The 24,359-nt window shown below is 70.5% G+C and carries 15 protein-coding genes; 9 read left to right on the forward strand and 6 right to left on the reverse strand.

Annotated features, from left to right (window positions below; genetic code table 11):
• Positions 1-493: 493 nt before the first annotated feature.
• Complete coding sequence (locus ACZ67Q_RS10065; RefSeq protein WP_471178986.1) at positions 494-3,490, forward strand: bifunctional [glutamine synthetase] adenylyltransferase/[glutamine synthetase]-adenylyl-L-tyrosine phosphorylase; 2,997 nt, start codon at positions 494-496, stop codon at positions 3,488-3,490.
• Here the strand turns inward: ACZ67Q_RS10065 and ACZ67Q_RS10070 are convergent.
• A complete protein-coding gene (locus ACZ67Q_RS10070) occupies positions 3,487-4,344 on the reverse strand; it encodes a phosphatase PAP2 family protein (protein WP_471178989.1) in 858 nt (285 codons plus the stop codon). The genes ACZ67Q_RS10065 and ACZ67Q_RS10070 overlap by 4 nt on opposite strands.
• A 128-nt stretch (positions 4,345-4,472) precedes the next feature.
• The gene (locus ACZ67Q_RS10075; RefSeq protein WP_471178992.1) at positions 4,473-5,510 is read right to left on the reverse strand and encodes a LacI family DNA-binding transcriptional regulator; all 1,038 of its coding nucleotides are present in this window, start codon (positions 5,508-5,510) and stop codon (positions 4,473-4,475) included.
• A gap of 356 nt (positions 5,511-5,866) precedes the next feature.
• Here ACZ67Q_RS10075 and ACZ67Q_RS10080 point away from each other — a divergent pair, with 356 nt between their 5' ends.
• The 6 genes from ACZ67Q_RS10080 to ACZ67Q_RS10105 all read left to right on the forward strand — a co-directional run bounded on the left by ACZ67Q_RS10080 (position 5,867) and on the right by ACZ67Q_RS10105 (position 14,026).
• The gene (locus ACZ67Q_RS10080; RefSeq protein ID WP_471178995.1) at positions 5,867-7,138 is read left to right on the forward strand and encodes an extracellular solute-binding protein; all 1,272 of its coding nucleotides are present in this window, start codon (positions 5,867-5,869) and stop codon (positions 7,136-7,138) included.
• Positions 7,139-7,242: 104 nt separating this feature from the next.
• Positions 7,243-8,193, forward strand: a complete 951-nt coding sequence (locus ACZ67Q_RS10085) for a carbohydrate ABC transporter permease (RefSeq protein WP_471178998.1) — start codon at positions 7,243-7,245, stop codon at positions 8,191-8,193.
• A gap of 16 nt (positions 8,194-8,209) precedes the next feature.
• On the forward strand, positions 8,210-9,118 hold the full coding sequence (locus ACZ67Q_RS10090) for a sugar ABC transporter permease (RefSeq protein ID WP_471179001.1): 909 nt from the start codon (positions 8,210-8,212) through the stop codon (positions 9,116-9,118).
• Positions 9,119-9,269: 151 nt separating this feature from the next.
• Entirely contained in the window at positions 9,270-10,928 is a 1,659-nt protein-coding gene (locus tag ACZ67Q_RS10095; RefSeq protein ID WP_471179005.1) for a glycoside hydrolase family 13 protein, read from the forward strand.
• Between the two features lie 163 nt (positions 10,929-11,091).
• Positions 11,092-12,462 (forward strand): alpha-amylase, encoded by a 1,371-nt coding sequence (locus ACZ67Q_RS10100; RefSeq protein WP_471179009.1) that lies wholly within the window; start codon positions 11,092-11,094, stop codon positions 12,460-12,462.
• 118 nt (positions 12,463-12,580) lie between these two features.
• Positions 12,581-14,026, forward strand: a complete 1,446-nt coding sequence (locus tag ACZ67Q_RS10105; RefSeq protein ID WP_471179011.1) for a hypothetical protein — start codon at positions 12,581-12,583, stop codon at positions 14,024-14,026.
• Here ACZ67Q_RS10105 and ACZ67Q_RS10110 read toward each other — a convergent pair.
• Entirely contained in the window at positions 14,004-15,044 is a 1,041-nt protein-coding gene (locus ACZ67Q_RS10110; protein ID WP_471179014.1) for a hypothetical protein, read from the reverse strand. The genes ACZ67Q_RS10105 and ACZ67Q_RS10110 overlap by 23 nt on opposite strands.
• A gap of 609 nt (positions 15,045-15,653) precedes the next feature.
• Here ACZ67Q_RS10110 and pulA point away from each other — a divergent pair.
• Positions 15,654-21,086, forward strand: coding sequence for a pullulanase-type alpha-1,6-glucosidase (gene pulA / locus ACZ67Q_RS10115; RefSeq protein WP_471179017.1), 5,433 nt, complete (start codon positions 15,654-15,656; stop codon positions 21,084-21,086).
• A 61-nt stretch (positions 21,087-21,147) separates the two neighbouring features.
• Positions 21,148-21,504 (forward strand): 5-carboxymethyl-2-hydroxymuconate Delta-isomerase, encoded by a 357-nt coding sequence (locus ACZ67Q_RS10120; protein WP_471179020.1) that lies wholly within the window; start codon positions 21,148-21,150, stop codon positions 21,502-21,504.
• Positions 21,505-21,531: 27 nt separating this feature from the next.
• Here ACZ67Q_RS10120 and ACZ67Q_RS10125 read toward each other — a convergent pair whose 3' ends face one another.
• The 3 genes from ACZ67Q_RS10125 to ACZ67Q_RS10135 are packed head-to-tail and all read right to left on the reverse strand — an operon-like array spanning position 21,532 to position 24,256.
• A complete protein-coding gene (locus ACZ67Q_RS10125; protein WP_471179023.1) occupies positions 21,532-22,254 on the reverse strand; it encodes a TetR/AcrR family transcriptional regulator in 723 nt (240 codons plus the stop codon).
• Positions 22,255-22,310: 56 nt separating this feature from the next.
• Positions 22,311-23,348, reverse strand: a complete 1,038-nt coding sequence (locus ACZ67Q_RS10130; protein ID WP_471179025.1) for a PDR/VanB family oxidoreductase — start codon at positions 23,346-23,348, stop codon at positions 22,311-22,313.
• Complete coding sequence (locus tag ACZ67Q_RS10135) at positions 23,348-24,256, reverse strand: metal-dependent hydrolase (protein ID WP_471179027.1); 909 nt, start codon at positions 24,254-24,256, stop codon at positions 23,348-23,350. Before ACZ67Q_RS10135 ends, ACZ67Q_RS10130 begins: the two co-directional genes overlap by 1 nt.
• Positions 24,257-24,359: the final 103 nt, after the last annotated feature.

Below are 24,359 nucleotides of genomic sequence, written 5' to 3' on the forward strand. Positions count from 1 at the left end.
GTCCTCGGTCCGGCCGGCCGTTTCCGACGAGCGCTCAGTGTCTCGGTGCCGGCCGCTGCGGGCGGACACCCCCCACCCCGGCCCCTTCCCGCCGTCGGCGCCTACCGGCCGTCGTCGGCTGAGCAGCGCGCCGCCACGTCGGGCGGCCGTCCTCCCGCGCGGCTGCGGGCCGCCGTCTCACGTAGCTGTAAGGCCGGCGGTGCCGACATGGCTGCGGGCAGTCGTGCCGCTGGGGCGGCACGGGTGGGCGCTGGGGTCCCCCTGCTCGAAGAGCTCGGGGGAGGCACCCGGCCGGCGCCGGTGAGCGGACCTACCCCGGCCGCGACGCCGGGCGCCCCCGAACGCCGGGCCCCTGCCGGACGAAGTCGACGTGCACCACTGGATGCCGGGCACCGGGACGGTCCCGTGTCAGCGCCGGGCGCAGCCCACGCTCAGGCCCGCGGCAGCGACTAGGCTCTGGCCAAGGACGACGTGGACATCAAGGAGGCCGCAGATGACGGCGCCCGGGCGCAGGAGCAGTACCTTTTCTCGGCTGCTGCGGCACGGCTTCACCGACCCGTCCGCCGCCGAACGCCTCCTGGAGGGCACCGACCTCGCCCCCGTCCGCACCGACCCCGTCCTGCTGGAAGCCCTCGGCGGGACCGCCGACCCCGATCTCGCCCTGCAGGGCCTGGCCCGTCTGCTGGAGGCGCAGCCCGATGCGACCGCGCGCCGGGAGCTGCTCGACACCGTCATAGCGGCCAAGCCGCTGCGGGACCGGCTGCTCGGCGTGCTGGGTGCCTCCGCGGCGCTGGCCGACCACCTCGCGCGGCACCCGAAGGACTGGCACGCGCTGGTCACGTACGAGCCCTCCGACCTGCATCCGGGACTCGCGGAGTTCGAGCGCGGTCTGGAGGAGGCCGTCGACCCCGTCTCGCTGCGCGTCGCCTACCGTCGCTGTCTGCTGTCCATCGCCGCCCGTGACGTGTGCGGGACGACGGACGTGGCCGAGGTCGCCGCCGAGCTGGCCGACCTGGCCACGGCGACCTTGCGCGCGGCGCTGGCCATCGCGAAGGCGGCCGCTCCCGAGGACGCCGCCGCCTGCCGGCTCGCGGTGATCGCGATGGGCAAGTGCGGCGGCCACGAGCTGAACTACGTCTCCGACGTCGACGTCATCTTCGTCGCGGAGGCGAGTGAGGGGGGCGACGAGGGCAAGGCCCTGAAGGCCGCTGCCCGGCTCGCCTCGCATCTGATGCGGATCTGTTCCGAGACCACCGTCGAGGGGTCCATCTGGCCCGTCGACGCCAACCTGCGGCCCGAGGGGCGCAACGGCCCGCTGGTGCGGACCCTGGCCAGCCATCTCGCGTACTACCAGCGCTGGGCCAAGACCTGGGAGTTCCAGGCCCTGCTCAAGGCCCGGCCCGTCGCCGGTGACGCCGAGCTGGGGCGGGCGTACATCGAGGCGCTGGAGCCGCTGGTCTGGCAGGCGGCCGAGCGGGAGAACTTCGTCGCCGACGTGCAGAAGATGCGGCGGCGGGTCGTCGAGAACATCCCGGTGGCCGAGGTGGAGAGGGAGCTGAAGCTCGGGCCAGGGGGGCTGCGCGACGTCGAGTTCGCCGTCCAGCTCCTTCAGCTGGTGCACGGGCGCGCCGACGCCTCCCTGCGCAGCGGTACGACGCTGGACGCGTTGCAGGCGCTCGCGGCGGGCGGGTACGTGGGCCGTGCGGACGCCGTCCAGCTCGACGACGCCTACCGTTTCCTGCGGTCCATGGAGCACCGGATCCAGCTGTTCCGGTTGCGCCGGACGCACCTGGTACCCGAGGACGACGCCGATCTGCGCCGCATCGGACGCTCACTGGGGCTGCGCACCGACCCGGTGACCGAGCTGACCCGCGAGTGGAAACGCCACACCGGTGTCGTACGACGCCTGCACGAGAAGTTGTTCTACCGGCCGCTGCTCGACGCGGTCGCCCAGCTCGCGCCGGGGGAGGCGCGGCTGAGCGCCAAGGCGGCCAGGGAGCGGATGATCGCCCTGGGGTACGCCGATCCGGCCGCCGCGCTGCGGCATCTGGAGGCGCTGGCGTCCGGTGTCACCCGCAAGGCCGCCATCCAGCGGACGCTGCTGCCGGTGCTGCTGGGGTGGTTCGCGGACTCCGCCGACCCGGACGCCGGGCTGCTGAACTTCCGCAAGGTGTCGGACGCGCTGGGGAAGACGCCCTGGTATCTGCGGTTGCTGCGGGACGAGGGCGCGGCCGCGGAGAACCTGGCGCGGGTGCTGTCCGCCGGGCGGCTCGCTCCCGACCTGCTGATGCGGGCGCCGGAGGCCGTGGCGCTGCTCGGCGACGGGGACGGTGGCGGGCTGGCGCCCAGGTCGCGCGGCCATCTGGAGCAGGAGATCCTCGCGGCGGTGGGACGTGCCGAGAACGCCGAGCAGGGCGTCACGGCGGCCCGTGGCGTGCGCCGCCGCGAGCTGTTCCGCACCGCCGCCGCCGACATCGTCGGTTCCTACGGCACCGAGACGCAGTCCGCCGAGGCCGACCAGGGCGCTCTGGTGGACCGGGTCGGCGCTGCCGTCTCCGATCTGACGGCCGCCACCATCGCCGGCACCCTGCGGGCCGTCGTGCGCGAGGGGTGGGGCGACACGCTGCCCACCCGGTTCGCCGTCATCGGCATGGGACGCTTCGGCGGCCACGAACTGGGCTACGGCTCCGACGCCGACGTGCTGTTCGTGCACGAGCCGCGGGACGGGGTCGACGAGGGGGAGGCCGGCGCGGCGGCGAACAAGGTCGTCGCCGAGATGCGGCGGCTGCTGCAGATCCCCAGCTCCGACCCGCCGCTGCTGATCGACGCCGATCTGCGCCCGGAGGGCAAGTCCGGGCCGCTGGTGCGCACCCTGAAGTCGTACGAGGCGTACTACCGTCGCTGGTCGCTGACCTGGGAGTCGCACGCGCTGCTGCGGGCCGAGCCGGTCGCCGGGGACGAGGAGCTGGGGCGCCGGTTCGTGGAGCTGGTCGATCCGCTGCGCTACCCGGCGGGCGGGCTCGGGGAGGACTCCGTGCGGGAGATCCGGCGGCTCAAGGCCCGGATGGAGTCCGAGCGGCTGCCGCGCGGCGCCGATCCCAAGCTGCACACCAAGCTCGGGCCGGGCGGGCTGTCCGACGTCGAGTGGACGGTACAGGTGCTGCAGCTGCGGCATGCCCGGGAGGTTCCGGGGCTGCGCACCACCCGGACCCGGCAGGCCCTGGCCGCGGCCCTGGACGCCGGGCTGCTGTCGGCCGAGGACGCGGAGATCCTGGACGAGGCGTGGGTGCTGGCCACCCGGGTGCGCAACGCGGTCATGCTGGTACGCGGGCGGGCCGGGAACACCTTCCCCACGGAGAGCCGCGAACTGGCCGCCGTCGGGCGCTACCTCGGCTACGGCCCCGGGCACGTCGGGGACATGCTCGACGCCTACCGGCGTACGACACGCCGGGCCCGGGGCGTCGTCGAGGAGCTGTTCTACGGCGGCTAGCGGGCCGCCGTGACCGGTTCCCGCGCTGCCTCGCGGGCCACCTGCCGCGGCAGGGCGTACGGCAGGGCGCCGTACCACAGGCGGGCCACCGTGAAGCCGAAGGCCAGGCACAGGACGCCGCCCACCGCGTCCAGCCAGAAGTGGTTGGCTGTGGCCACGATGACCAGCAGGGTCGCCGCCGGGTAGAGCAGGCCCAGGACGCGCGCCCAGGGCGTCCTCGCCAGTGCGAAGATCGTCAGGCCGCACCACAGGGACCAGCCGATGTGCATCGACGGCATCGCCGCGTACTGGTTCGACATGTGCTTCAGGTCGCCGGAGGCCATCGAGCCCCACGTCTGGTGGACCATGACCGTGTCGATGAAGTGGCTGCCGTTCATCAGCCGGGGCGGCGCGAGCGGATACAGGTAGTAACCGGCCAGGGCCACACCCGTCGTGGCGAACAGGACCAGCCGGGCCGCGCCGTAGCGCCCCGGATGGCGGCGGTACAGCCAGACCAGCACGCCGATCGTGACGATGAAGTGCAGGGTGGCGTAGTAGTAGTTCATCCCGATGATCAGCCAGTTCACCGAGTTCACGGCATGGTTGACGGACTGCTCGAAGGCGATGCCGAGTTGGTGCTCCAGCCGCCAGATCCAGTCGGCGTTGCGCAGTGCCTGCCCGCGCTGCTCCGGCACGGCGTTGCGGATCAGCGAGTACGTCCAGTAACTGACCGCGATCAGAAGGATCTCGAACCACAGCCGCGGGGCCCGCGGGGTGCGCAGCCGGCCGAGCGGGCCTGTGCGCGAAGCGGCCGTGACGGACTGCGGGAGGGCCTCTTCGCGGCCTTCCGGGGTCGTCACGGTCGTCTCACCCATGAACACGAATTCTGCCAGAAAAGCCTTCTCCGACCGATCATCCTCCGGTCGGGTCCAAAGCGCACCTTCTCCACCCTGCGGACGACTTGGGTGTCCGTGACCCCCTACGGGCGGTTTCGCGTGCCGCCCTACGGGCGGCGGTTCCGGTCGCCCGGCGCCGAGGCAGTGGAGCCGCGCACCACCAGTTCGGGCATGAACACGAACTCGCTGTGCGGTGCGGGGGTCCCGCCGATCTCCTCCAGCAGCGTGCGCACGGCCGCCTGGCCCATCGCCGGGACCGGCTTGCGGACCGTCGTCAGCGGCGGGTCGGTGAAGGCGATCAGCGGCGAGTCGTCGAAGCCGACGACGGAGATGTCCGTGGGGACCTCCAGGCCCCGCTGGCGGGCCGCCCGTATGGCGCCGAGCGCCATCATGTCGCTGGCGCACACCACGGCCGTGCAGTCGCGGTCGATCAGCGCGGTCGCGGCCGCCTGTCCGCCCTCCAGCGTGTACAGCGAGTGCTGGACCAGCTCCGTCTCGATCACGTCCGGGGCCAGTCCGAGCTGGTCCTGCATGGCCCGCACGAACCCCTCGATCTTGCGCTGGACCGGCACGAAACGCTTCGGGCCGAGGGCGAGGCCGATCCGGGTGTGGCCGAGCGAGGCCAGGTGCGTGACCGCGAGGGCCATCGCAGCGCGGTCGTCGGGGGAGATGAACGGCGCCTGCACCTTGGGCGAGAAGCCGTCCACGAGCACGAACGGCACACCCTGGGCGCGCAGCTGCTCGTAGCGCTGCATGTCGGCGGTGGTGTCGGCGTGCAGCCCGGAGACATAGATGATGCCGGCCACCCCGCGGTCGACGAGCATCTCGGTCAGCTCGTCCTCGGTGGAGCCGCCCGGGGTCTGTGTGGCGAGCACCGGGGTGTAGCCCTGGCGGGTCAGCGCCTGGCCGATGACCTGGGCCAGGGCCGGGAATATGGGGTTCTCCAGCTCCGGGGTGATCAGTCCGACGAGGCCCGCGCTGCGCTGGCGCAGCCGCACGGGCCGTTCGTAGCCCAGCACGTCGAGCGCGGCCAGCACGGACTGGCGGGTGGTGGCGGCGACGCCGGCCTTGCCGTTCAGGACGCGGCTGACGGTCGCTTCACTCACCCCCGCCTGAGCAGCGATGTCGGCAAGCCGTGTGGTCACGGCACCGGACTGTACCGGCCGGATCCCGGCTTGCACACCGACCGGGCGCCGGGGGCGGGCCGTCGAACGTCCCGCGGTGGGCTGCTGCGTCATCGCGCTCCCTCGTGCAATCGGCGGCAAGAGCTTGCAGAGTCTTTCACAGGGCGGCTACGCCCCGTGCAACCCGCGTAAACAACAGTCTCACAGCGGTCTCATGTCGGTCGAGTCCCGATCACGCCCGGGTAACTTCGGAGATGTCTTGCACTTTTTTGCTGCAAGGTCTTTCGTGACGCTTACATGGCTGTTACGTTCACGTCGCCCGACGGCAAGCAAAGGCGCAGTCGGCACCACTCGGGCTTTCACCTCAAGGAGAACTCATGCGGCGTGGCATAGCGGCCACCGCGCTGGCGGCGTCCCTCGCGCTGGCGGCGACGGCCTGCGGCGGCAGTGACAGCGGCGACAAGGCCGACGGGCCGGTCACCATCACCTGGTGGGACACCTCCAACGCCACCAACGAGGCCCCCACGTACCAGGCCCTGATCAAGCAGTTCGAGGCCGCGAACAAGGACGTCAAGGTCAACTACGTCAACGTCCAGTTCGACCAGGCCCAGAACAAGTTCGACACCGCCGCCGGCTCCAAGGGTGCCCCCGACGTGCTGCGCTCCGAGGTCGGCTGGACCCCGGCCTTCGCCAAGAAGGGCTACTTCCTGCCGCTGGACGGCACCGAGGCCCTCGCCGACCAGGCCAAGTTCCAGCCCAGCCTGATCAAGCAGGCCCAGTACGAGGGCAAGACCTACGGCGTGCCGCTGGTCACCGACACCCTCGCGCTCGTCTACAACAAGCAGCTGTTCGCCAAGGCCGGCATCACCGAGGCGCCCAAGACCTGGGACGACCTGAAGAAGGCCGCGGCCACCGTCAAGGACAAGACCGGCGTCGACGGCTACTGGGGCTCCACCCAGGCCTACTACGCCCAGCCCTACCTCTACGGCGAGGGCACCGACACGGTCGACGCCGCGGGCAAGAAGATCACCGTGAACTCGGCCGCCGCCAAGAAGGGCTACGGCACCTGGCTGAGCCTGTTCGACGGCAAGGGCCTGCACAAGGCCGACACCACCGCCGACGCCTACGCCCACATCCAGGACGCGTTCGTCAACGGCAAGGTCGCCGCGATCATCCAGGGTCCGTGGGAGATCACCAACTTCTACAAGGGCTCCGCCTTCAAGGACAAGGCCAACCTGGGCATCGCCACCGTCCCGGCCGGCTCGGCCGGCAAGGCCGGCGCCCCGACCGGCGGACACAACCTGTCGGTCTACGCGGGCTCGGACGCCGCCCACCAGAAGGCGGCACTGAAGTTCGTCAACTTCATGACCTCCGCGAAGTCGCAGACACAGATCGCGCTGAAGAACTCCACGCTGCCGACGCGTGACGACGCCTACACCGCCGAGGTCAAGGCCGACCCGGGCATCGCCGGTTACCAGACCGTCCTGCCCGCCGCCCAGCCCCGCCCGGCGCTGCCGGAGTACAGCTCGCTGTGGGGCCCGCTCGACACCGAGCTGCCCAAGATCGCCGGCGGCAAGGAGTCCCTGGACAAGGGCCTGAGCAACGCGGAGACCGCGATCACCAAGCTGGTCCCGGACTTCAGCAAGTGACCCCGCGTGGCCGCCGGATCCCCCGTCTTGAGCGGGGGGAGGGATCCGGCGGCCACCGGCCTGTGCGCCGTACTCCCTGATCGTCTTCGAAGGTGTCGAGAACCATGACAGTCGCCCAACGTCTCAAGCACGGCTACCAGAAGCACTGGTACGCCTACGCGATGGTCGCCCCCGTGGCCGTCGTGCTCGGCGTCCTCGTCGTCTATCCGCTGGTCTACGGCCTCTACCTCACGCTCACCGACGCCAACAGCCTCAACACCGCCCGGACGATCGGCGTCAACCACATCGACGCCACCTACAAGTTCATCGGGCTGGACAACTACCAGGACATCCTCTTCGGCCCGACGGCGTACGACCGCTTCTGGTCGCACTTCATCTGGACGATCGCCTGGACGGCGCTGTGCGTCGCCCTGCACTACACGATCGGCCTCGGCCTCGCGCTGCTGCTCAACCAGAAGCTGCGCGGCCGCACCTTCTACCGGCTGATGCTGATCGTCCCCTGGGCCGTGCCCACCTTCGTCACGGTCTTCGGCTGGCGGATCATGCTCTCCGACGGCGGTGTCATCAACACCTTCCTCGACGCCCTGCACCTGCCCTCGCCGGCCTGGCTGGAGGACACGTTCTGGCAGCGGTTCGCCGCGATCATGGTGAACACCTGGTGCGGTGTGCCGTTCATGATGGTCTCCCTGCTCGGCGGCCTGCAGTCCATCGACGCCTCCCTGTACGAGGCCGCCGAGATGGACGGTGCGAGCGCCTGGCAGCAGTTCCGCTACGTCACCCTGCCCGGCCTGCGCTCGGTCAGCTCCACCGTGGTCCTGCTCGGCATCATCTGGACCTTCAACCAGTTCGCGGTGATCTTCCTGCTGTTCGGCGCCACCTCCGCGCCCGACGCCCAGATCCTCGTCACCTGGGCCTACTACCTCGGCTTCGGACAGCAGCCGCGTGACTTCGCCCAGTCCGCGAGCTACGGCATGCTGCTGCTGGCCATCCTGATCGTCTTCACCTCCTTCTACCGCCGCTGGCTGAACCGCAACGACCAGCAGCTCGCGATCTGAGGCAGGAGCCCTCCTCATGACCACGACCACAGTCGAGACCTCCGCCGCGGTGACCGAGAAGACCTCCACGGGCGCGCCCCGCACGGTGCGCGGCCGCGGCAAGCGCTCACTCGCCGCCACCTTCGCCTCCCACGGCCTGCTGATCGGCGCGAGCGTGATCGCCCTTCTGCCGGTGGCCTGGCTGGTGTTCCTCTCCCTCGGCCCGGACAAGGACGACTATCTGCACCCCGGCCGGATCTGGGGGAAGATGACACTGGACAACTACTCCTTCGTCCTCCAGCACACCAGCTTCTTCGACTGGCTGAAGAGCTCGCTGATCGTCTCCCTCGGCACCACCGTGATCGGCGTCCTCGTCGCCGCCACCACCGGCTACGCCGTCTCCCGCATGCGCTTCCCGGGCTACCGCAAGTTCATGTGGGTCCTGCTGGTCACCCAGATGTTCCCGGTGGCCGTGCTGATGGTGCCGATGTACCAGATCCTGTCCGAGCTGCAGCTGATCGACAACTACCTCGGTCTGATCCTCATCTACTGCTCGACCGCGGTGCCGTACTGCGCCTGGCTGCTCAAGGGCTACTTCGACACCATCCCGTTCGAGATCGACGAGGCCGGACGCGTCGACGGCCTGACCCCGTTCGGCACGTTCGCGCGGCTCATCCTGCCGCTCGCCCGGCCGGGTCTGGCGGTCGCCGGCTTCTACAGCTTCATCACCGCCTTCGGCGAGGTCGCCTTCGCCACCACCTTCATGCTCGACGACAGCAAGTACACCCTCGCCGTCGGCCTGCAGAGCTTCATCAGCGAACACGACGCGCAGCGCAACCTCATGGCCGCCACCGCGGTCCTGATCGCGATACCCGTCTCCGCGTTCTTCTACCTCGTGCAGAAGAACCTCGTGACCGGCCTCACCGCCGGCGGCACCAAGGGCTGACACCCGTCAGCGACGAGCTCCCGCGCGCCTGACCGCGCGGGCAGGCGGCCGCGGTACTCATCCGACCCCGCTGCACCGCGGCCGCCTCACCCTCCTGCCGCCGTCACCCACAGACCCGATGACCGCACTCTCCTTACGCATCAAGGACGTCATGACCCAGCACTCCCCGGCACCGAACTCGGCCCTCGCCACTGTCGCCCAGCGCCGCGACTGGTGGCGGGAAGCGGTGATCTACCAGGTGTACCCGCGCAGCTTCGCCGACAGCAACGGCGACGGCATGGGCGACCTGGAGGGCGTACGCTCCCGCCTGCCGTACCTGCGCGACCTGGGCGTGGACGCCGTCTGGCTGAGCCCCTTCTACGCCTCCCCGCAGGCCGACGCCGGTTACGACGTCGCCGACTACCGGGCCGTCGACCCCATGTTCGGCAACCTGCTGGACGCCGACGCGCTGATCCGCGACGCCCACCAGCTGGGCCTGCGCATCATCGTCGACCTGGTCCCCAACCACTCCTCCGACCAGCACGAGTGGTTCAAGCGTGCCGTCGCCGAGGGGCCCGGCTCCCCGCTGCGCGAGCGCTACCACTTCCGCCCCGGCAAGGGGGAGAACGGCGAACTGCCCCCCAACGACTGGGAGTCCATCTTCGGCGGCCCCGCCTGGACCCGGGTGGCCGACGGCGAGTGGTACCTGCACCTCTTCGCGCCCGAGCAGCCCGACTTCAACTGGGACCACCCGGCCGTCGGCGACGAGTTCCGCTCCATCCTGCGCTTCTGGCTCGACATGGGTGTCGACGGCTTCCGCATCGACGTCGCCCACGGCCTGGTCAAGGCCGACGGCCTGCCCGACCTCGGCAGCCACGACCAGCTGAAACTGCTGGGCAACGATGTCATGCCGTTCTTCGACCAGGACGGCGTCCACACCATCTACCGGCAGTGGCGCACGATCCTCGACGAGTATGCGGGCGAGAGGATCTTCGTCGCCGAGGCCTGGACCCCGACCGTCGAGCGCACCGCCAACTACGTCCGCCCGGACGAGCTGCACCAGGCGTTCAACTTCCAGTACCTGGCCACCGAGTGGGACGCCGAGGAGCTGCGCACGGTCATCGACCGCACGCTGGACGCCATGCGCCCGGTCGGCGCCCCCGCCACCTGGGTGCTGTCCAACCACGACGTCACCCGGCACGCCACCCGCTTCGCCAACCCGCCCGGCCTCGGCACCCAGATCCGCACCGCCGGCGACCGCGCGCTGGGCCTGCGCCGGGCCCGCGCCGCCACGCTGCTGATGCTGGCGCTGCCCGGTTCGGCCTACGTCTACCAGGGCGAGGAGCTGGGTCTTCCGGACGTCGTCGACCTGCCCGACGAGGTGCGCCAGGACCCTGCGTACTTCCGCGGCGCGGGCCAGGACGGCTTCCGCGACGGCTGCCGGGTGCCCATCCCCTGGACCCGGACGGGGTCGTCGTACGGCTTCGGCAGTGGTGGCAGCTGGCTGCCGCAGCCGGAGAACTGGGGCGAGCTGAGCATCGAGGCACAGACCGGCGTGGAGGGGTCGACGCTGGAGCTGTACCGCTCCGCGCTCGCCGCCCGCCGCGAGCACCGCGACCTCGGCGCCGGTGACAGCGTGGAGTGGCTGCGCGCTCCCGAGGGCGTCCTCGCCTTCCGCCGGGGCGACTTCGTCTGCGTCGCCAACACCACGGGGGAGTCCGTGACGACTCCGGTATACGGCCGCGTGCTGCTCACCAGCGGTGAGGTGACCGAGGCCGGCGGCGAGGCGAAGGTGCCGGCCGACACGACGGTGTGGTTCACCACCGCCTGAGCGGCGGCCCCTCCCGGTTCGAAAGAATCTTCAACAACTTCATCCGGCCCGCTGCCTTTTCAGGCGGCGGGCCTTTAACATCTGCGTCACCGCAAGTTTGCTGAAGCTTTCAGCAAGCCCTTACGCGGTTCCCCACATGCCTTCAAGGACGAAGGAACCCCACATGGCACGCAGAACCCTCGCCGGGGCCGCCGCACTCGCCGCGGCACTTGTCATGACCCCGGCCGCCGCGCACGCTTCCCCGCCCGGCACCAAGGACGTCACGGCCGTCCTCTTCGAGTGGAAGTACGACTCGGTCGCCAAGGAGTGCACCGGCACCCTCGGCCCCGCCGGCTACGGATACGTCCAGGTCTCCCCGCCCGCCGAGCACATACAGGGCTCCCAGTGGTGGACGTCGTACCAGCCGGTGTCGTACAAGATCGCCGGGCGGCTCGGCGACCGGACCGCCTTCCAGAACATGGTCAGCACCTGTCACGCGGCCGGTGTGAAGGTCGTCGTCGACACCGTCATCAACCACATGTCGGCCGGCAGCGGCACCGGCACCGGCGGTTCGTCGTACACGAAGTACAACTACCCCGGGCTGTACTCGTCGTACGACTTCGACGACTGCACCAGCCAGGTCAGCAACTACCAGGACCGCTGGAACGTCCAGCACTGCGAGCTCGTCGGCCTCGCCGACCTGGACACCGGCGAGCCCTATGTCCGCGGCGCGATCGCCGGGTACATGAACGACCTGCTCTCCCTCGGCGTGGACGGCTTCCGCATCGACGCCGCCAAGCACATCGACGCCGCCGACCTGGCGAACATCAAGTCCCGGCTGACCAACCCGTCCGTCTACTGGAAGCAGGAGGTCATCTACGGCGCGGGCGAGGCCGTCCAGCCGACCGAGTACACCGGCAACGGCGACGTCCAGGAGTTCCGCTACGCCTACGACCTCAAGCGCGTCTTCAACAACGAGAACCTCGCCTACCTGAAGAACTACGGCGAGGGCTGGGGCTACATGAACAGCTCCGTCGCAGGAGTCTTCGTCGACAACCACGACACCGAGCGCAACGGCTCCACCCTCAACTACAAGGACGGCGCCAACTACACCCTGGCCAACGTCTTCATGCTGGCCTGGCCCTACGGCGCCCCCGACATCAACTCCGGCTACGAGTGGTCGGACGCCGACGCCGGGCCGCCCAACGGCGGCACGGTGAACGCCTGCTGGCAGGACGGCTGGAAGTGCCAGCACAAGTGGCCGGAGATCATCCGGATGGTCGGCTTCCGCAACGCCACCCGCGGCGAGGCCGTCACCAACTGGTGGGACAACGGCGGCGACGCGATCGCCTTCGGACGCGGAGCCAAGGGCTTCGTGGCCATCAACCACGAGTCCTCGAGCCTCACCCGCACCTACCAGACGTCCCTCCCGGCCGGGACGTACTGCAACGTCCAGAACAACACCCCGGTGACGGTGAACGGCTCCGGCCAGCTCACCGCCACCCTCGGCGCCAACACCGCGCTCGCCGTCTACGCGGGCAAGCCGAGCTGCTGAGCTCCCCCCAGCCGGGCCCACGGCACTCCTGCACGGCCGCCGTGGGCCCGGCCCGGTGGGATCGCCAAGCGGAGCAACAGCGCGTGCGCGCGTGCGGTCCGGAACGGAGGCTGGCGTCATGAGCATCCGTCCGTGGGTCGTCGTCGAGGCGCCAGACGATCGCGGCCTCCGCCGGGTCATCGTGGGGGGCAGTGCCGCGGGCAGCGTCTGGTCGCTGCGCGAGCTGCGGAAACTGCTGGAGCGTCTCGGTTACCCGGACGTCGACGTGGAGGACTCCGCCTCGGTGTGCTGGCGCGGAGGGGGCAGCGGCACCTGGCCCGACCGGCCCTACCGGCGGCGCACGACCATGGTCGTCATGATGGCCGGGCTGATCGCCTCCGGGATCCTCAACGCGATCATCGGCTGGCCGGACGCCTCCGGCGCCCTGACGTTCGCCCAGCGCATCGCCGGGGCCGTGCTCGTGCTGACCGGTGTGGTCCAGTGGGCCGGGGCGGCGCTGGTGCCCGACCACCGGGGCCGGCGGGAGGTCAGGGCCTCGGGCGCGATCATCCTGCTCGGCGCCGTCATCGCACTGGCCACGGACAGTCTTCTCTTCCTGCTGTGGCTGGAGGAGAAGGAGATCACGCCCTACCTGTTCGCCTTCATACCGCTGGGGTGCTGGGCAGTGTGGGCTTGTGTCCTGTTGATCAGGGAGAAAGCCTGGACAGGGCTGCCGCACCCCAATAAGTTCGTGGCGGGTTTTTATGCGACAGCGCTGCTGTCCGCGGTCAGCCTCGCGTACTCCACCCTGTACCAGCCCACGACGGCTCCCCTGCGTTTCTCCCTCAAGGCGGAATTCGGGAGGGCCCGCCAGGACCGTTCTCTCCCTTTCGTGCAGATTCCGCTGACACTCTCCGTGAAGAACACCGGAGACGTGTCGGTGTACGTCATCGTGAGCGACTTCAGCGTATACGGGAGAACCGCCAGGTATTCCGAGTCGGGGGACAACCTGTCGCGGACGTGGAGGGAGAGCGTCGGCAAGGCGGAGGAGGCGGAACGGTACGTCGATCGACTCTCCTACAAGTCGCTGAGCAGCGGACGCGTGAAGGACCCGGGTGAGGTGCTCGAGGCCGGGCAGGAGGACACCCTGGAGCATGTCTTCGAGATCCCCAGGGACGTGCCGTACGACCTGCTGGACGTCGACCTGCAGATCACCTACATGAGGAAGGACCGGGGCCGGATCGATGTCGACCACTACCGGAAACCGTACGCGTCGTGGCGGCATCCCCGGTACGCCTGCCGCGCTGTCGAGTGCAAGGGCGCGGACACGCTCACCTACGTCGCCAGGATCCGGCACGACAACAACCTCGTCAACGTGACCCGGGCACCGCTCTATGTGACGGCATTCTGGTCTCCGAGCGCTCCGCCGGTGTACTCCATCTCCTCTTTCCACTTCGCAGGCGGCTCGATCGATTATGGCGCGCAGAAGAGAGAACTGAGGAAATTCGGAATCGCGACCCGGCATGCCACGGCCGAGGTGTCCGTCGCGGAGCTGCTGAGATTCATACCTGCTGAGCCGCGTTGACCCAGTTGCCCGACTTCACGCCCGCCTCCTGGTCGAGCTGCCTCGCCGCCTGGAGGCAGTGGAGCGCGGGCACGCCGAGGGACGAGAAGATGTCGTTCGCCGGGAGCGAGTGGGCAAGCTGGGGGATCATCTGCTTGATGGCCAGCGCGGTGTCGTCGAGCTTGTCGTTCCGCAACTGGGCGAACACGTCCAAGGAGTCGTTCCGCGCTTCCTGGGACTTCCAGAAGTCCTGGACCCCCTCGCTGTCCCACGTGTGCGGCGTCAGGCGGTCCAGATACTTGGCGAGGGCCGTGTCCGGGACGGACTGGAAGACGGAGTTGGTGCAGAGCTCGGCCGCCTTGCCGAGCGGTTCGTCCGGTAGGCCCTGATCGGAGATCGCCTGCTTCAGCTCCTTCTCCAGGCGGCGCTTCTTGTCCGCCGCCCTCGGGTCGCCGGGCTGTGACGCACTCGCCTCCTGGGCGCTTTCCGCGAGCCCCTTCCGGCTGTCCTCGGAGGTGTCCGGGTTGGTCGCGGTCTCCAGTGCGGTCGCCACCAGCAGCGTCGATGTCGGCTGAGCGCCGGCGGGGGCACCGGTCCTGCCCTCCCCGTTCGCCGTGCCCTCCTGCACGGACGAGAGCACGTTGTTCGCGGCCCCGACGAGGTTCTTCTCCACCTCCGGTGGCGTGTCCTGGCCGGCGACGATCCCCAGTACGGACGCCGACCTGGCCACGACCACGGCGAGCATGCCGCTCTCGGGCGGTGTCTCCGACCCGTTCGCCGCGGCCAGGGCGGCGGCCACCTGCTGCACCATCCCGGTCAACCGGTCACGCACCGCGGCAGGTGTGTCCGGGTCGTCGATCACCTTCAGCGCGGCGGTCACCTGCTGTCCGCTGCGGACGGCTCCGTCACGCTCCTGCGGCGGGGTCTGCGTGTCGTTCACCGCCTGCAGCACGTCGGCCAGATGCTGCACGCTCGGCACCAGCTCGTCGGGGACGTCGGCCTTCTTGCCTTCCAGGTCCGCCGCCACGCTGCCGGCCACGTTCTGCTGCTGCTTCAGGGCCGTGGTGGCCGGTGCGCCACCGTCGTGCGGGCCGGTCGGCGGCGTCTCCGGCGGCGGGGGTGGCGGAGGTGGCGGAGAAGGCGGGGGCGGCGGAGAAGGCGGGGGCGGAGAAGGCGGGGGCGGCGGAGACGGCGGGGGCGGCGGAGAAGGCGGGGGCGGCGGAGACGGCGGCGGTGGCGGGGATGGCGGGGGAGGGGGCGTGGAGTCGGCCCGGGCCGAGAAGGGGAGGCTGCCCCCGGCACCGTCGGGAGCCGCGGCCGCCGCGGGTACCGGGCCCATGGTCAGCGCCATCGCTGTGACCACGGCGGATGCGCCGGCCAGGGGGAGGATGTGTCGCGGGGTGGTTCTGGTCATGGTGGATCCAGAGGGGTTCGCACACGGACTGCGCCACACCAGCCACGATTCCCCCATCCGGCGTACTCCGCAACGTCAGCGCGGCCCCCGGTGAAAATTCTTGCTGGGCGTTTCAGACCTCTTGCTGTAAGTCTTTCGTCGGCGATACGGTCCCCGCGGGCGCACGCAGCGCAGCCCGCGCCAAGACGCCGGGGTCGGACCCGAACGAGCCGTAAGCACAAGGAGTCTCCGCCTGTGATACCGAGATGGCCGGCGCCCGGGACGCGCCGCAGTGCACGGAGCAGACGAGCCGCAGCCGTCACCGCAGCCGCCCTCGCGGCCGCGCTGGTGCAGCCGCTTGCCGCCCACGCCGACCCCCCGCCCCCGCCGCCCTCCGACGCGGCGCTCGCCGCGCAGCCCGCCCGGCACGACGCCACCCGCGAGCAGTTCTACTTCGTCATGCCGGACCGCTTCGCCAACGGCGACCGGACCAACGACCAGGGCGGACTGACCGGTTCACGCCTGGCCACCGGCTACGACCCCACCGACAAGGGCTTCTACCAGGGCGGTGACCTCAAGGGCCTGACCCAGCGCCTCGACTACATCAAGGGCCTGGGCACCACCGCCATCTGGATGGCGCCCATCTTCAAGAACCGGCCCGTGCAGGGCACCGGCGCTGGGGGTACCTCCCAGGCGTCAAGCACTGGGGGAGCCTCGGCCGGCTACCACGGTTACTGGATCACCGACTTCACCCAGGTCGACCCGCACTTCGGCACCAACGACGACCTCAGGAAACTCATCGCCCGGGCCCACGCCAAGGGCATGAAGGTCTTCTTCGACGTCATCACCAACCACACCGCGGACCTCGTCGACTACGAGCCCGCGTCCTACGACTACCTCTCCAAGGGCGCCTTCCCGTACCTCACCAAGGACGGCCGCCCCTTCGACGACGCCGACTACGCCGACGGCAAGCGGGCCTTCCCCGCCGTGGACGCCGCCTCCTTCCCGCGCACCCCGAAGGTCACCAGCCCGGCCAAGGTCCCGGCCTGGCTCAACGACCCGACGATGTACCACAACCGCGGCGACTCGACCTATGCCGGCGAGTCCACCACCTACGGCGACTTCTCCGGCCTGGACGACCTGTGGACCGAACGTCCCGAGGTCGTGCGCGGCATGGAGAAGATCTACGAGCGGTGGGTGAAGGACTTCGCCGTCGACGGCTTCCGCATCGACACCGTCAAGCACGTGAACATGGAGTTCTGGACCCAGTGGGCGACGGCGCTCGACAAGTACGCCGCCGCACACGGCCGTAGGAACTTCTTCATGTTCGGCGAGGTGTACTCCGCCGACACGTCCGTCACCTCGCCGTACGTCACCCAGGGCCGGCTGGACGCGACCCTCGACTTCCCCTTCCAGGACGCGGCCCGCACCTACGCCTCGCAGGGCGGCAGCGCGCAGAAGCTCGCGAAGGTCTTCGCCGACGACTACCGGTACACCACCGACAAGGCCAACGCCTACGAGCAGGTCACCTTCCTCGGCAACCACGACATGGGCCGCATCGGGTCGTTCCTGAAGCAGGACAACCCCAAGGCACCCGACGCCGAACTCCTCGCCAAGGACAAGCTCGCCAACGAGCTGATGTTCCTCTCCCGCGGCAACCCGGTCGTCTACTACGGCGACGAGCAGGGCTTCACGGGCTCCGGCGGCGACAAGGACGCCCGCCAGACCATGTTCGCCTCGAAGGTCGCCGACTACCTCGACGACGACGAGATCGGCACCGACCGCACCCACGCGAGCGACGCCTACGACACCTCCGCACCGCTCTACCGGCAGATCAGCGCCCTCGCCCAGCTCCGCAGGGCCAACCCTGCGCTGACCGACGGCGTGCAGCAGGAGCGGTACGCGGCCGACGGGCCCGGCATCTACGCCTTCACCCGTACCGACGCCCGCACCGGCCAGGAGTACGTCGTCGCGTTCAACAACGCCGGCTCCGCGCAGACCGCGACCTTCGCCACCGGGTCCGCGGACATGACGTACCGGGGCATCCACGGCGCCGACGGCACGCTCACCACGGACGGGGACCGCAAGCTCAGCCTCACCGTCCCGGCCGGATCCGCCGTCGTCTACAAGGCGGCCGGCAAGCTCGCCGCCCCCGCCGCCAAGCCGTCCCTCACCCTCACGGCTCCCGCGCCCGGCGCCACGGGCATGGTGGACCTCACCGCCGACGTGAACGGCGGCGCCCTCGACCGCGTCGTCTTCGCCGCCCAGGTCGGCGACGCCAAGTGGCAGATCCTCGGCTCCGCCGACCACGCGCCCTACAAGGTCACCCACACCCTCGGCAAGGACGTCCCGGCCGGCACCGCCCTGCGCTACAAGGCCGTCGTGGTCGACTCCGCCGGGCACACCGCGAGCGCCACGGCGAGCAGCACCACCGGCACCCCGCCCGCACCCGAGGTGCCCACCGCCTCCTCGCGCGACTACGCGGTCGTGCACTACAAGCGTGCCGACGGCGACTACACGAACTGGGGCCTGTACGCCTGGGGCGACCTCGCCGACGGCGAGGCGACGAACTGGCCGGCCAGCCACCCCTTCAACGGCCGCGACGCCTACGGGGCCTTCGCCTACGTCAAGTTGAAGCCGGGCGCCTCGAACGTCGGCTTCCTGGTCATCGACAAGGACGGCAACAAGGACGTCTCCTCCGACCGCTCGATCGACGTCACCAAGACCGGCGAGGTGTGGATCGAGCAGGGCAAGACCGACGTGTCGACGCAGCGGCCCGCCTACCCGGCGCAGGACACCACCAAGGCGGTCATCCACTACCACCGGGCCGACGGTGCCTACGACGGCTGGGGTCTGCACGTCTGGACGGGCGCCGCGAACCCCACCGACTGGACCAAGCCGCTGCAGCCGGTGCGCACGGACGCCTACGGGGCCGTCTACGAGGTGCCGCTCGCGGCCGGTGCGACCAGTCTCAGCTACATCCTCCACAAGGGCGACGACAAGGACCTGCCCACCGACCAGTCCCTGGACCTGAAGAGCAACGGGCACGAGGTGTGGCTGCTCGCCGGGCAGGAGAAGTACCTGCTGCCGCAGCCGCAGGGCTCCTCCGCCGCGCTCGACCTCGCCACCTCCAAGGCGGTCTGGATCGACCGGGACACCGTCGCCTTCAACGGCTCCGAGGCCGCCGCGTCCACCCAGCTGCTGTACTCCCGCGACGGCTCGATCACCGTCAAGGACGGTGCCCTGACCAGCGATGACGAGCGCTGGATCCGGCTGTCCAGGAGCACGCTGACCGACGCGCAGAAGGCGAGGTTCCCGCACCTGAAGGACTACACCGCCTGGTCCGTCGACCCGCGCGACCGCGACCGGGTGCGTGCGGCGCTCCAGGGCCAGCTCGTCGTCTCGCAGCGTGCGGCCAACGGTGCCGTACTGGCCGCGACCGGCGTGCAGATCGCCGGCGTCCTGGACGACCTGTACCCGGGCGCGGCCAAGGCCCACCTCGGCCCGACGTTCCGTGCCGGGAAGCCGACCCTCGCCGTGTGGGCGCCGACGGCGCAGAGCGTGTCGCTGGAGCTGGACGGCTCGCTCAAGGCCATGCACCGCGACGCCGCGACCGGCGTCTGGTCCGTCACCGGCCCGGCCTCCTGGAAGAACAAGCCGTACCGGTACGTCGTGAAGGTGTGGGCGCCCAGCGTCCGCAAGGTCGTCACCAACCAGGTCACCGACCCGTACTCCCTCGCCCTGACCGCCGACTCCGCGCGCAGCCTGGTCGTCGACCTCGACGACAGGGCCCTCGCGCCCAAGGGCTGGTCCACGTCGGCCAAGCCGAAGGCCGTGCCGCTGCGGGACGCGCAGATCCAGGAGCTGCACATCCGGGACTTCTCGGCCGAGGACCCGACCGTCCCCGCCCAGGACCGCGGCACCTACCGGGCCTTCGCCGACACCGGCAGCGACGGCTCGAAGCACCTGCGGGAGCTGGCCCGGGCCGGCACCTCCTACGTGCACCTGCTGCCCGCGTTCGACATCGCGACGATCCCCGAGAAGAAGGCCGACCAGGCCACCCCGGACTGCGACCTGGCCGCCCTTCCGGCCGACTCCGACCGGCAGCAGGAGTGCGTGACGAAGAGCGCGGCGAAGGACGCCTACAACTGGGGATACGACCCGTACCACTACACGGTCCCGGAGGGCTCCTACGCCACCGACCCGGAGGGCACGGCCCGCACGGTGCAGTTCCGTGAGATGGTCCAGTCGCTCAACCGGGACGGGCTGCGCGTCGTCATGGACGTCGTCTACAACCACACGGCGGCAGCCGGGCAGGCGGACACCTCGGTGCTGGACAAGGTCGTGCCCGGCTACTACCAGCGGCTCATGGCCGACGGCTCGGTGGCGACCAGCACCTGCTGCGCGGGCACCGCGCCCGAGAACGCCATGATGGGCAAGCTGGTCGTCGACTCGATCGTCACCTGGGCCAAGGAGTACAAGGTCGACGGGTTCCGCTTCGACCTCATGGGCCACCACCCGAAGGCCAACATCCTGGCAGTCCGCAAGGCGCTGGACGCGCTGACCGTCGCCAAGGACGGCGTCGACGGCAAGAAGATCATCCTGTACGGCGAGGGCTGGAACTTTGGCGAGGTCGCGAACGACGCCCGTTTCGTGCAGGCCACGCAGGCCAACATGGCCGGCACCGGCATCGCCACCTTCTCCGACCGCGCCCGTGACGCCGTGCGCGGCGGCAGCCCCTTCGACGCCGACCCCGGCGTCCAGGGTTTCGCCAGCGGGCTGTACACCGACCCGAACTCCTCCACGGCCAACGGCACCCCGGCCGAGCAGAAGGCCCGCCTCCTGCACGACCAGGACCTGATCAAGGTCGGCCTGTCCGGGAACCTGGCGAAGTACCACTTCACGGACTCGGTCGGCAAGGAGGTCACCGGCGCCGAGATCGACTACAACGGCGCTCCCGCCGGGTACGCGGCCGACCCGGGCGACGCCCTCGCCTATGTCGACGCGCACGACAACGAGGCCCTCTTCGACGCCCTCGCCTACAAGCTGCCCGTCTCGACGAGCGCCGCCGACCGGGCCCGGACGCAGGTCCTGGCGATGGCCACGGCCACCCTCTCGCAGGGCCCGGCGCTCTCCCAGGCCGGCACCGACCTGCTGCGCTCGAAGTCGCTCGACCGCAACTCCTTCGACAGCGGCGACTGGTTCAACGCGATCCACTGGAACTGCGCCGACGGCAACGGCTTCGGCCGCGGACTGCCGCCGGCGGCCGACAACGCCTCCAAATGGCCGTACGCCAAGCCGCTGCTGGGGACGATCACGGTCGGCTGCCCGCAGATCGACGGCGCGTCCGCCGCGTACCGGGACCTGCTGAAGATCCGGACGACCGAGCCGGACTTCTCCCTCGCGACCGCCGCGCAGGTGCAGTCCCGGCTCTCCTTCCCGCTGTCCGGGAAGGACGAGACGCCCGGAGTGATCACCATGCGCCTCGGTGATCTGGTCGTCGTGTTCAACGCGACGCCCGAGCGGCAGGAGCAGCGGATCGCCGGCCTCGCCGGGACGGCGTACGGGCTGCACCCGGTGCAGGCGGCGGGGGCCGATCCCGTGGTCAAGGGCGCGTCCTACCAGGCGGCGACCGGCACCTTCGCCGTTCCGCCCCGGACGGTCGCGGTCTTCCGGCACGTGGACTGAGCGGACGGTCGCGGTCTTCCGTCACTAGGCTGACCGCGACCGCCGTAGAACAGGAGTGCCCATGCCGCAGATCACCGTCGACTACTCCGAGCGCCTCGCCGACGCCTTCGACCGGCCCGGTTTCGCCCGGGCCGTGCACGAGGCCACGGTCGAGATCGCGGCCGCGAAGCCGCCGGCGTGCAAGACGCAGTTCCGCCGGACGGAGGACACCGTCGTCGGCCCGGACACCGAGGGCCACGCCATCGTGCACGTCACGATCGGCCTGCTGGCCGGCCGCACCGAGGAGACCAAGGCGCGGCTGGCCGAGCAGGTGCTGGAGCTGCTGCGGCAGCACGTGAAGCCCACCGACGGCCTCGCGCTGCACGCCTCCGCGGAGGTCCGCGACCTCGACGCGTCCTACCGGAAGTACGACGCCTGAGCGAGCGCGGTCGGTCGGGCTCGCTGTCTAGGCGAGCGCGACGTCGGTCGGGCTCGCTGTCTGGGCGGCGAGCGAGATGAGCCGGGTGACCAGGTCCGCGAAGGGCCCGTCGCCCGGCTCGTCCTTGATCACCCGGCGCAGCAGCGCGCCCATCTCCTCGTCGTAGGCCGCGCTCACCGCGAGGAGCGCGGCGAAGTCGTGCACCAGCTGCGCCTCCAGCTCCGCGCGCGGGATGCGCCGGCCGTCCAGCCAGATCAGTGCGGTGGACTCGGCGAGCGAGATCCAGGAGCGGATCACCAGCTCCAGACGGGCCGGCGGTTCCTCGACGCCCAGGTGCGAAAGGATCTGGACATAGGCGGCCTGCCGTACGGAGTCGATGAGCGCGTTGGTCGTCGACGAGCCCACGGCCGGGCCGCCGCGCATCAGCGCGGAGAAGCCGGGGCCGTGGTCGTCGACGAAGTCGAAGAAGCGGGACATCACCCGCAGCAGCCGGGCGCCCAGCGGCCCCTCGCGCGGCTCCACGAAACGGGCCGCCAGTTCGTCCGAGGCACGCTTCAACGCGGCCTCGTACAGGCTGAGTTTGCCGGGGAAGTAGTGGTAGACGAGCGGGCGTGAGATGCCCGCGGCCGACGCTATCTCGTCGATGGAGACCTCGTCGGGCGAGCGGCGGCTGAACAGCTCGAGGGCGACGCCGATCAGCTGCTGCCGTCGCTCCTCGACGCCCATGCGGCGGCGTACCCCGGTAGTCATGCGAACACCTTACCGATCGGATCCGGCCGCCCACGGACCCGATCGGCCACGGAGGTTCACATGTCGAGCACCAGCCGTTCGCCGCGGGCGCGGGAGACACAGATCAGCATGGAGTCGTCGCGCTCCGCGTCCGTCAGCAGCTCGTCGCGGTGGTCCACCTCGCCCTCCAGGACCCGCTGCTGGCAGGTGCCGCAGAAACCCTGCTCGCAGGAGTAGGCGGTGTCGGGGAGTTCGGCGCGCACGGCGGCCAGCACGGTGGTGTCCTCGGACACGGTCACCACCCGCCCGCTGCGGCGCAGTTCGACCTCGAAGGCGGCGCCGGACGCCGACTTCGGTGTGAACCGTTCCATGTGGACGTGCGGCACCCGCTGCTCCACCGCCGCCATCAGCCCCTCGGGCCCGCAGCAGTACACGGCCGTGTCCTCGGGCAGTTCACCGAGCCACGCGTCGAGGTCCGGCAGTCCGGCCTCGTCCTCGGCGACGACGGTGACCCGGTCACCGCCCAGCTTCCCGAGCTCCTCCAGGAACGGCATCGAGGCCCGGCTGCGGCCGCCGTACAGCAACCGCCAGTCGGCGTCCTCGGCGGTGAGCGCGCGCAGCATCGGCATGATCGGGGTGATGCCGATGCCGCCGGCGACGAAGACGTGCCGCGGTGCCCCCGTCAGCGGGAACCGGTTGCGCGGGCCGCGGACCTCCAGCTCCATGCCCTCGCGCACCTGCTCGTGCACCTCGCGTGAGCCGCCCCGCCCGTCCTCCACCAGCCGTGTGGCCACCGTGTAGGAGGAGGTGTCCTCGGGGTCGCCGCACAGCGAGTACTGCCGCACCAGGCCCGACGGCAGCACCAGGTCCAGATGCGCGCCGGGCTCCCAGCGCGGCAGGTCGTGTCCCTCCAGGCGGAGTTGGACGACCCCGTCGGCGATTTCCTCGCGCCCGGTCACCAGCAGCGTCAGCGCCCGCGACCGGGGCTGCCCGCTGATCGGCGTCTCCAGTGCGGGCATCGGCCACAGCGGCGAGGCCTGGACTCGGCGGCGCAGCGCCCGCCGGGCGAGCAGCGCGGCCCCGGCGACGACCACGACAGTGCGCAGTTTCGGCATCAGGCGGTCCTCTTCTCTGCCGCGCGGGCTGCCGGGGAGGAGGCGAGGTAGGCGACGGCCTGCTCGGTGCAGCCCTCCTGGGAGGGGTGGTAGGTGCGGCTGAGATAGCGCGGGATGGACCTGAGCATGTCGCCGGTCGACGGCAGCAGGCCCTGCCGGCCCCGCGTGTACAGATCACGCAGGCTGGGCCTGGCGTCCAGCAGGGTCGGGTCGTTCTCCATGAAGAACCGCACCCCGCGCTGCCACAGGAACACCAGTGCCGTGAACGCGGTCGCCCAGGTCCGCGCCCGCCGCCGGTAGCTGCCGTCGACGTGCAGGAACAGGTCGAAGGCGACCGAGCGGTGCTCGACCTCCTCGGCGCCGTGCCAGCGCAGCAGGTCCAGCATCGTCGGGTCGGCGCCGCGCCGGTCCAGTTCCTCGGCGCCCAGCACCCAGTCGCCGAGGAAGGCGGTGTAGTGCTCGATCGCCGCGATCAGCGCGACCCGCTCCATCAGCCACCAGCGGCGTGCCCGGCCCGGCGGCAGTGTCCGGTCGCCGAGCAGCTTCTCGAAGAACCAGTCGACCTGCGCGGTGTACGGCGTCGGGTCGAGCCCCTGCTCGCGCAGGTGCGGCAGGACCTCGTCGTGGGCCTGGGAGTGCATCGCCTCCTGCCCGATGAACCCGATGACGTCCTCACGCAGCCGCTCGTCCCGGATGTAGGGCAGCACCTGCTTGTAGACGTGCACGAACCACCGCTCCCCGGCCGGCAGCAGCAGATGCAGCACATTGATGGTGTGCGTGGTGAACGGATCCCCGGGCACCCAGTGCAGCGGCGTGTGCTCCCAGGAGAAGGACACCTTGCGGGCCTTGAGCGCTATCCGCTCCGCCTCGACCGGCTGGGGGACCCGAGCGGCCTGCTTGTTAGACATGGCGTCAATGTACTGATGGGTAGGCCGAGGGGGAACCCCTCCTGCGCGACCTTGTTGACGTCACTGTCAGCAGCCCGTGTGGCCGTCCGGCTGCCGCACGTCG

This window comes from Streptomyces sp. NPDC036813, assembly GCF_055609245.1.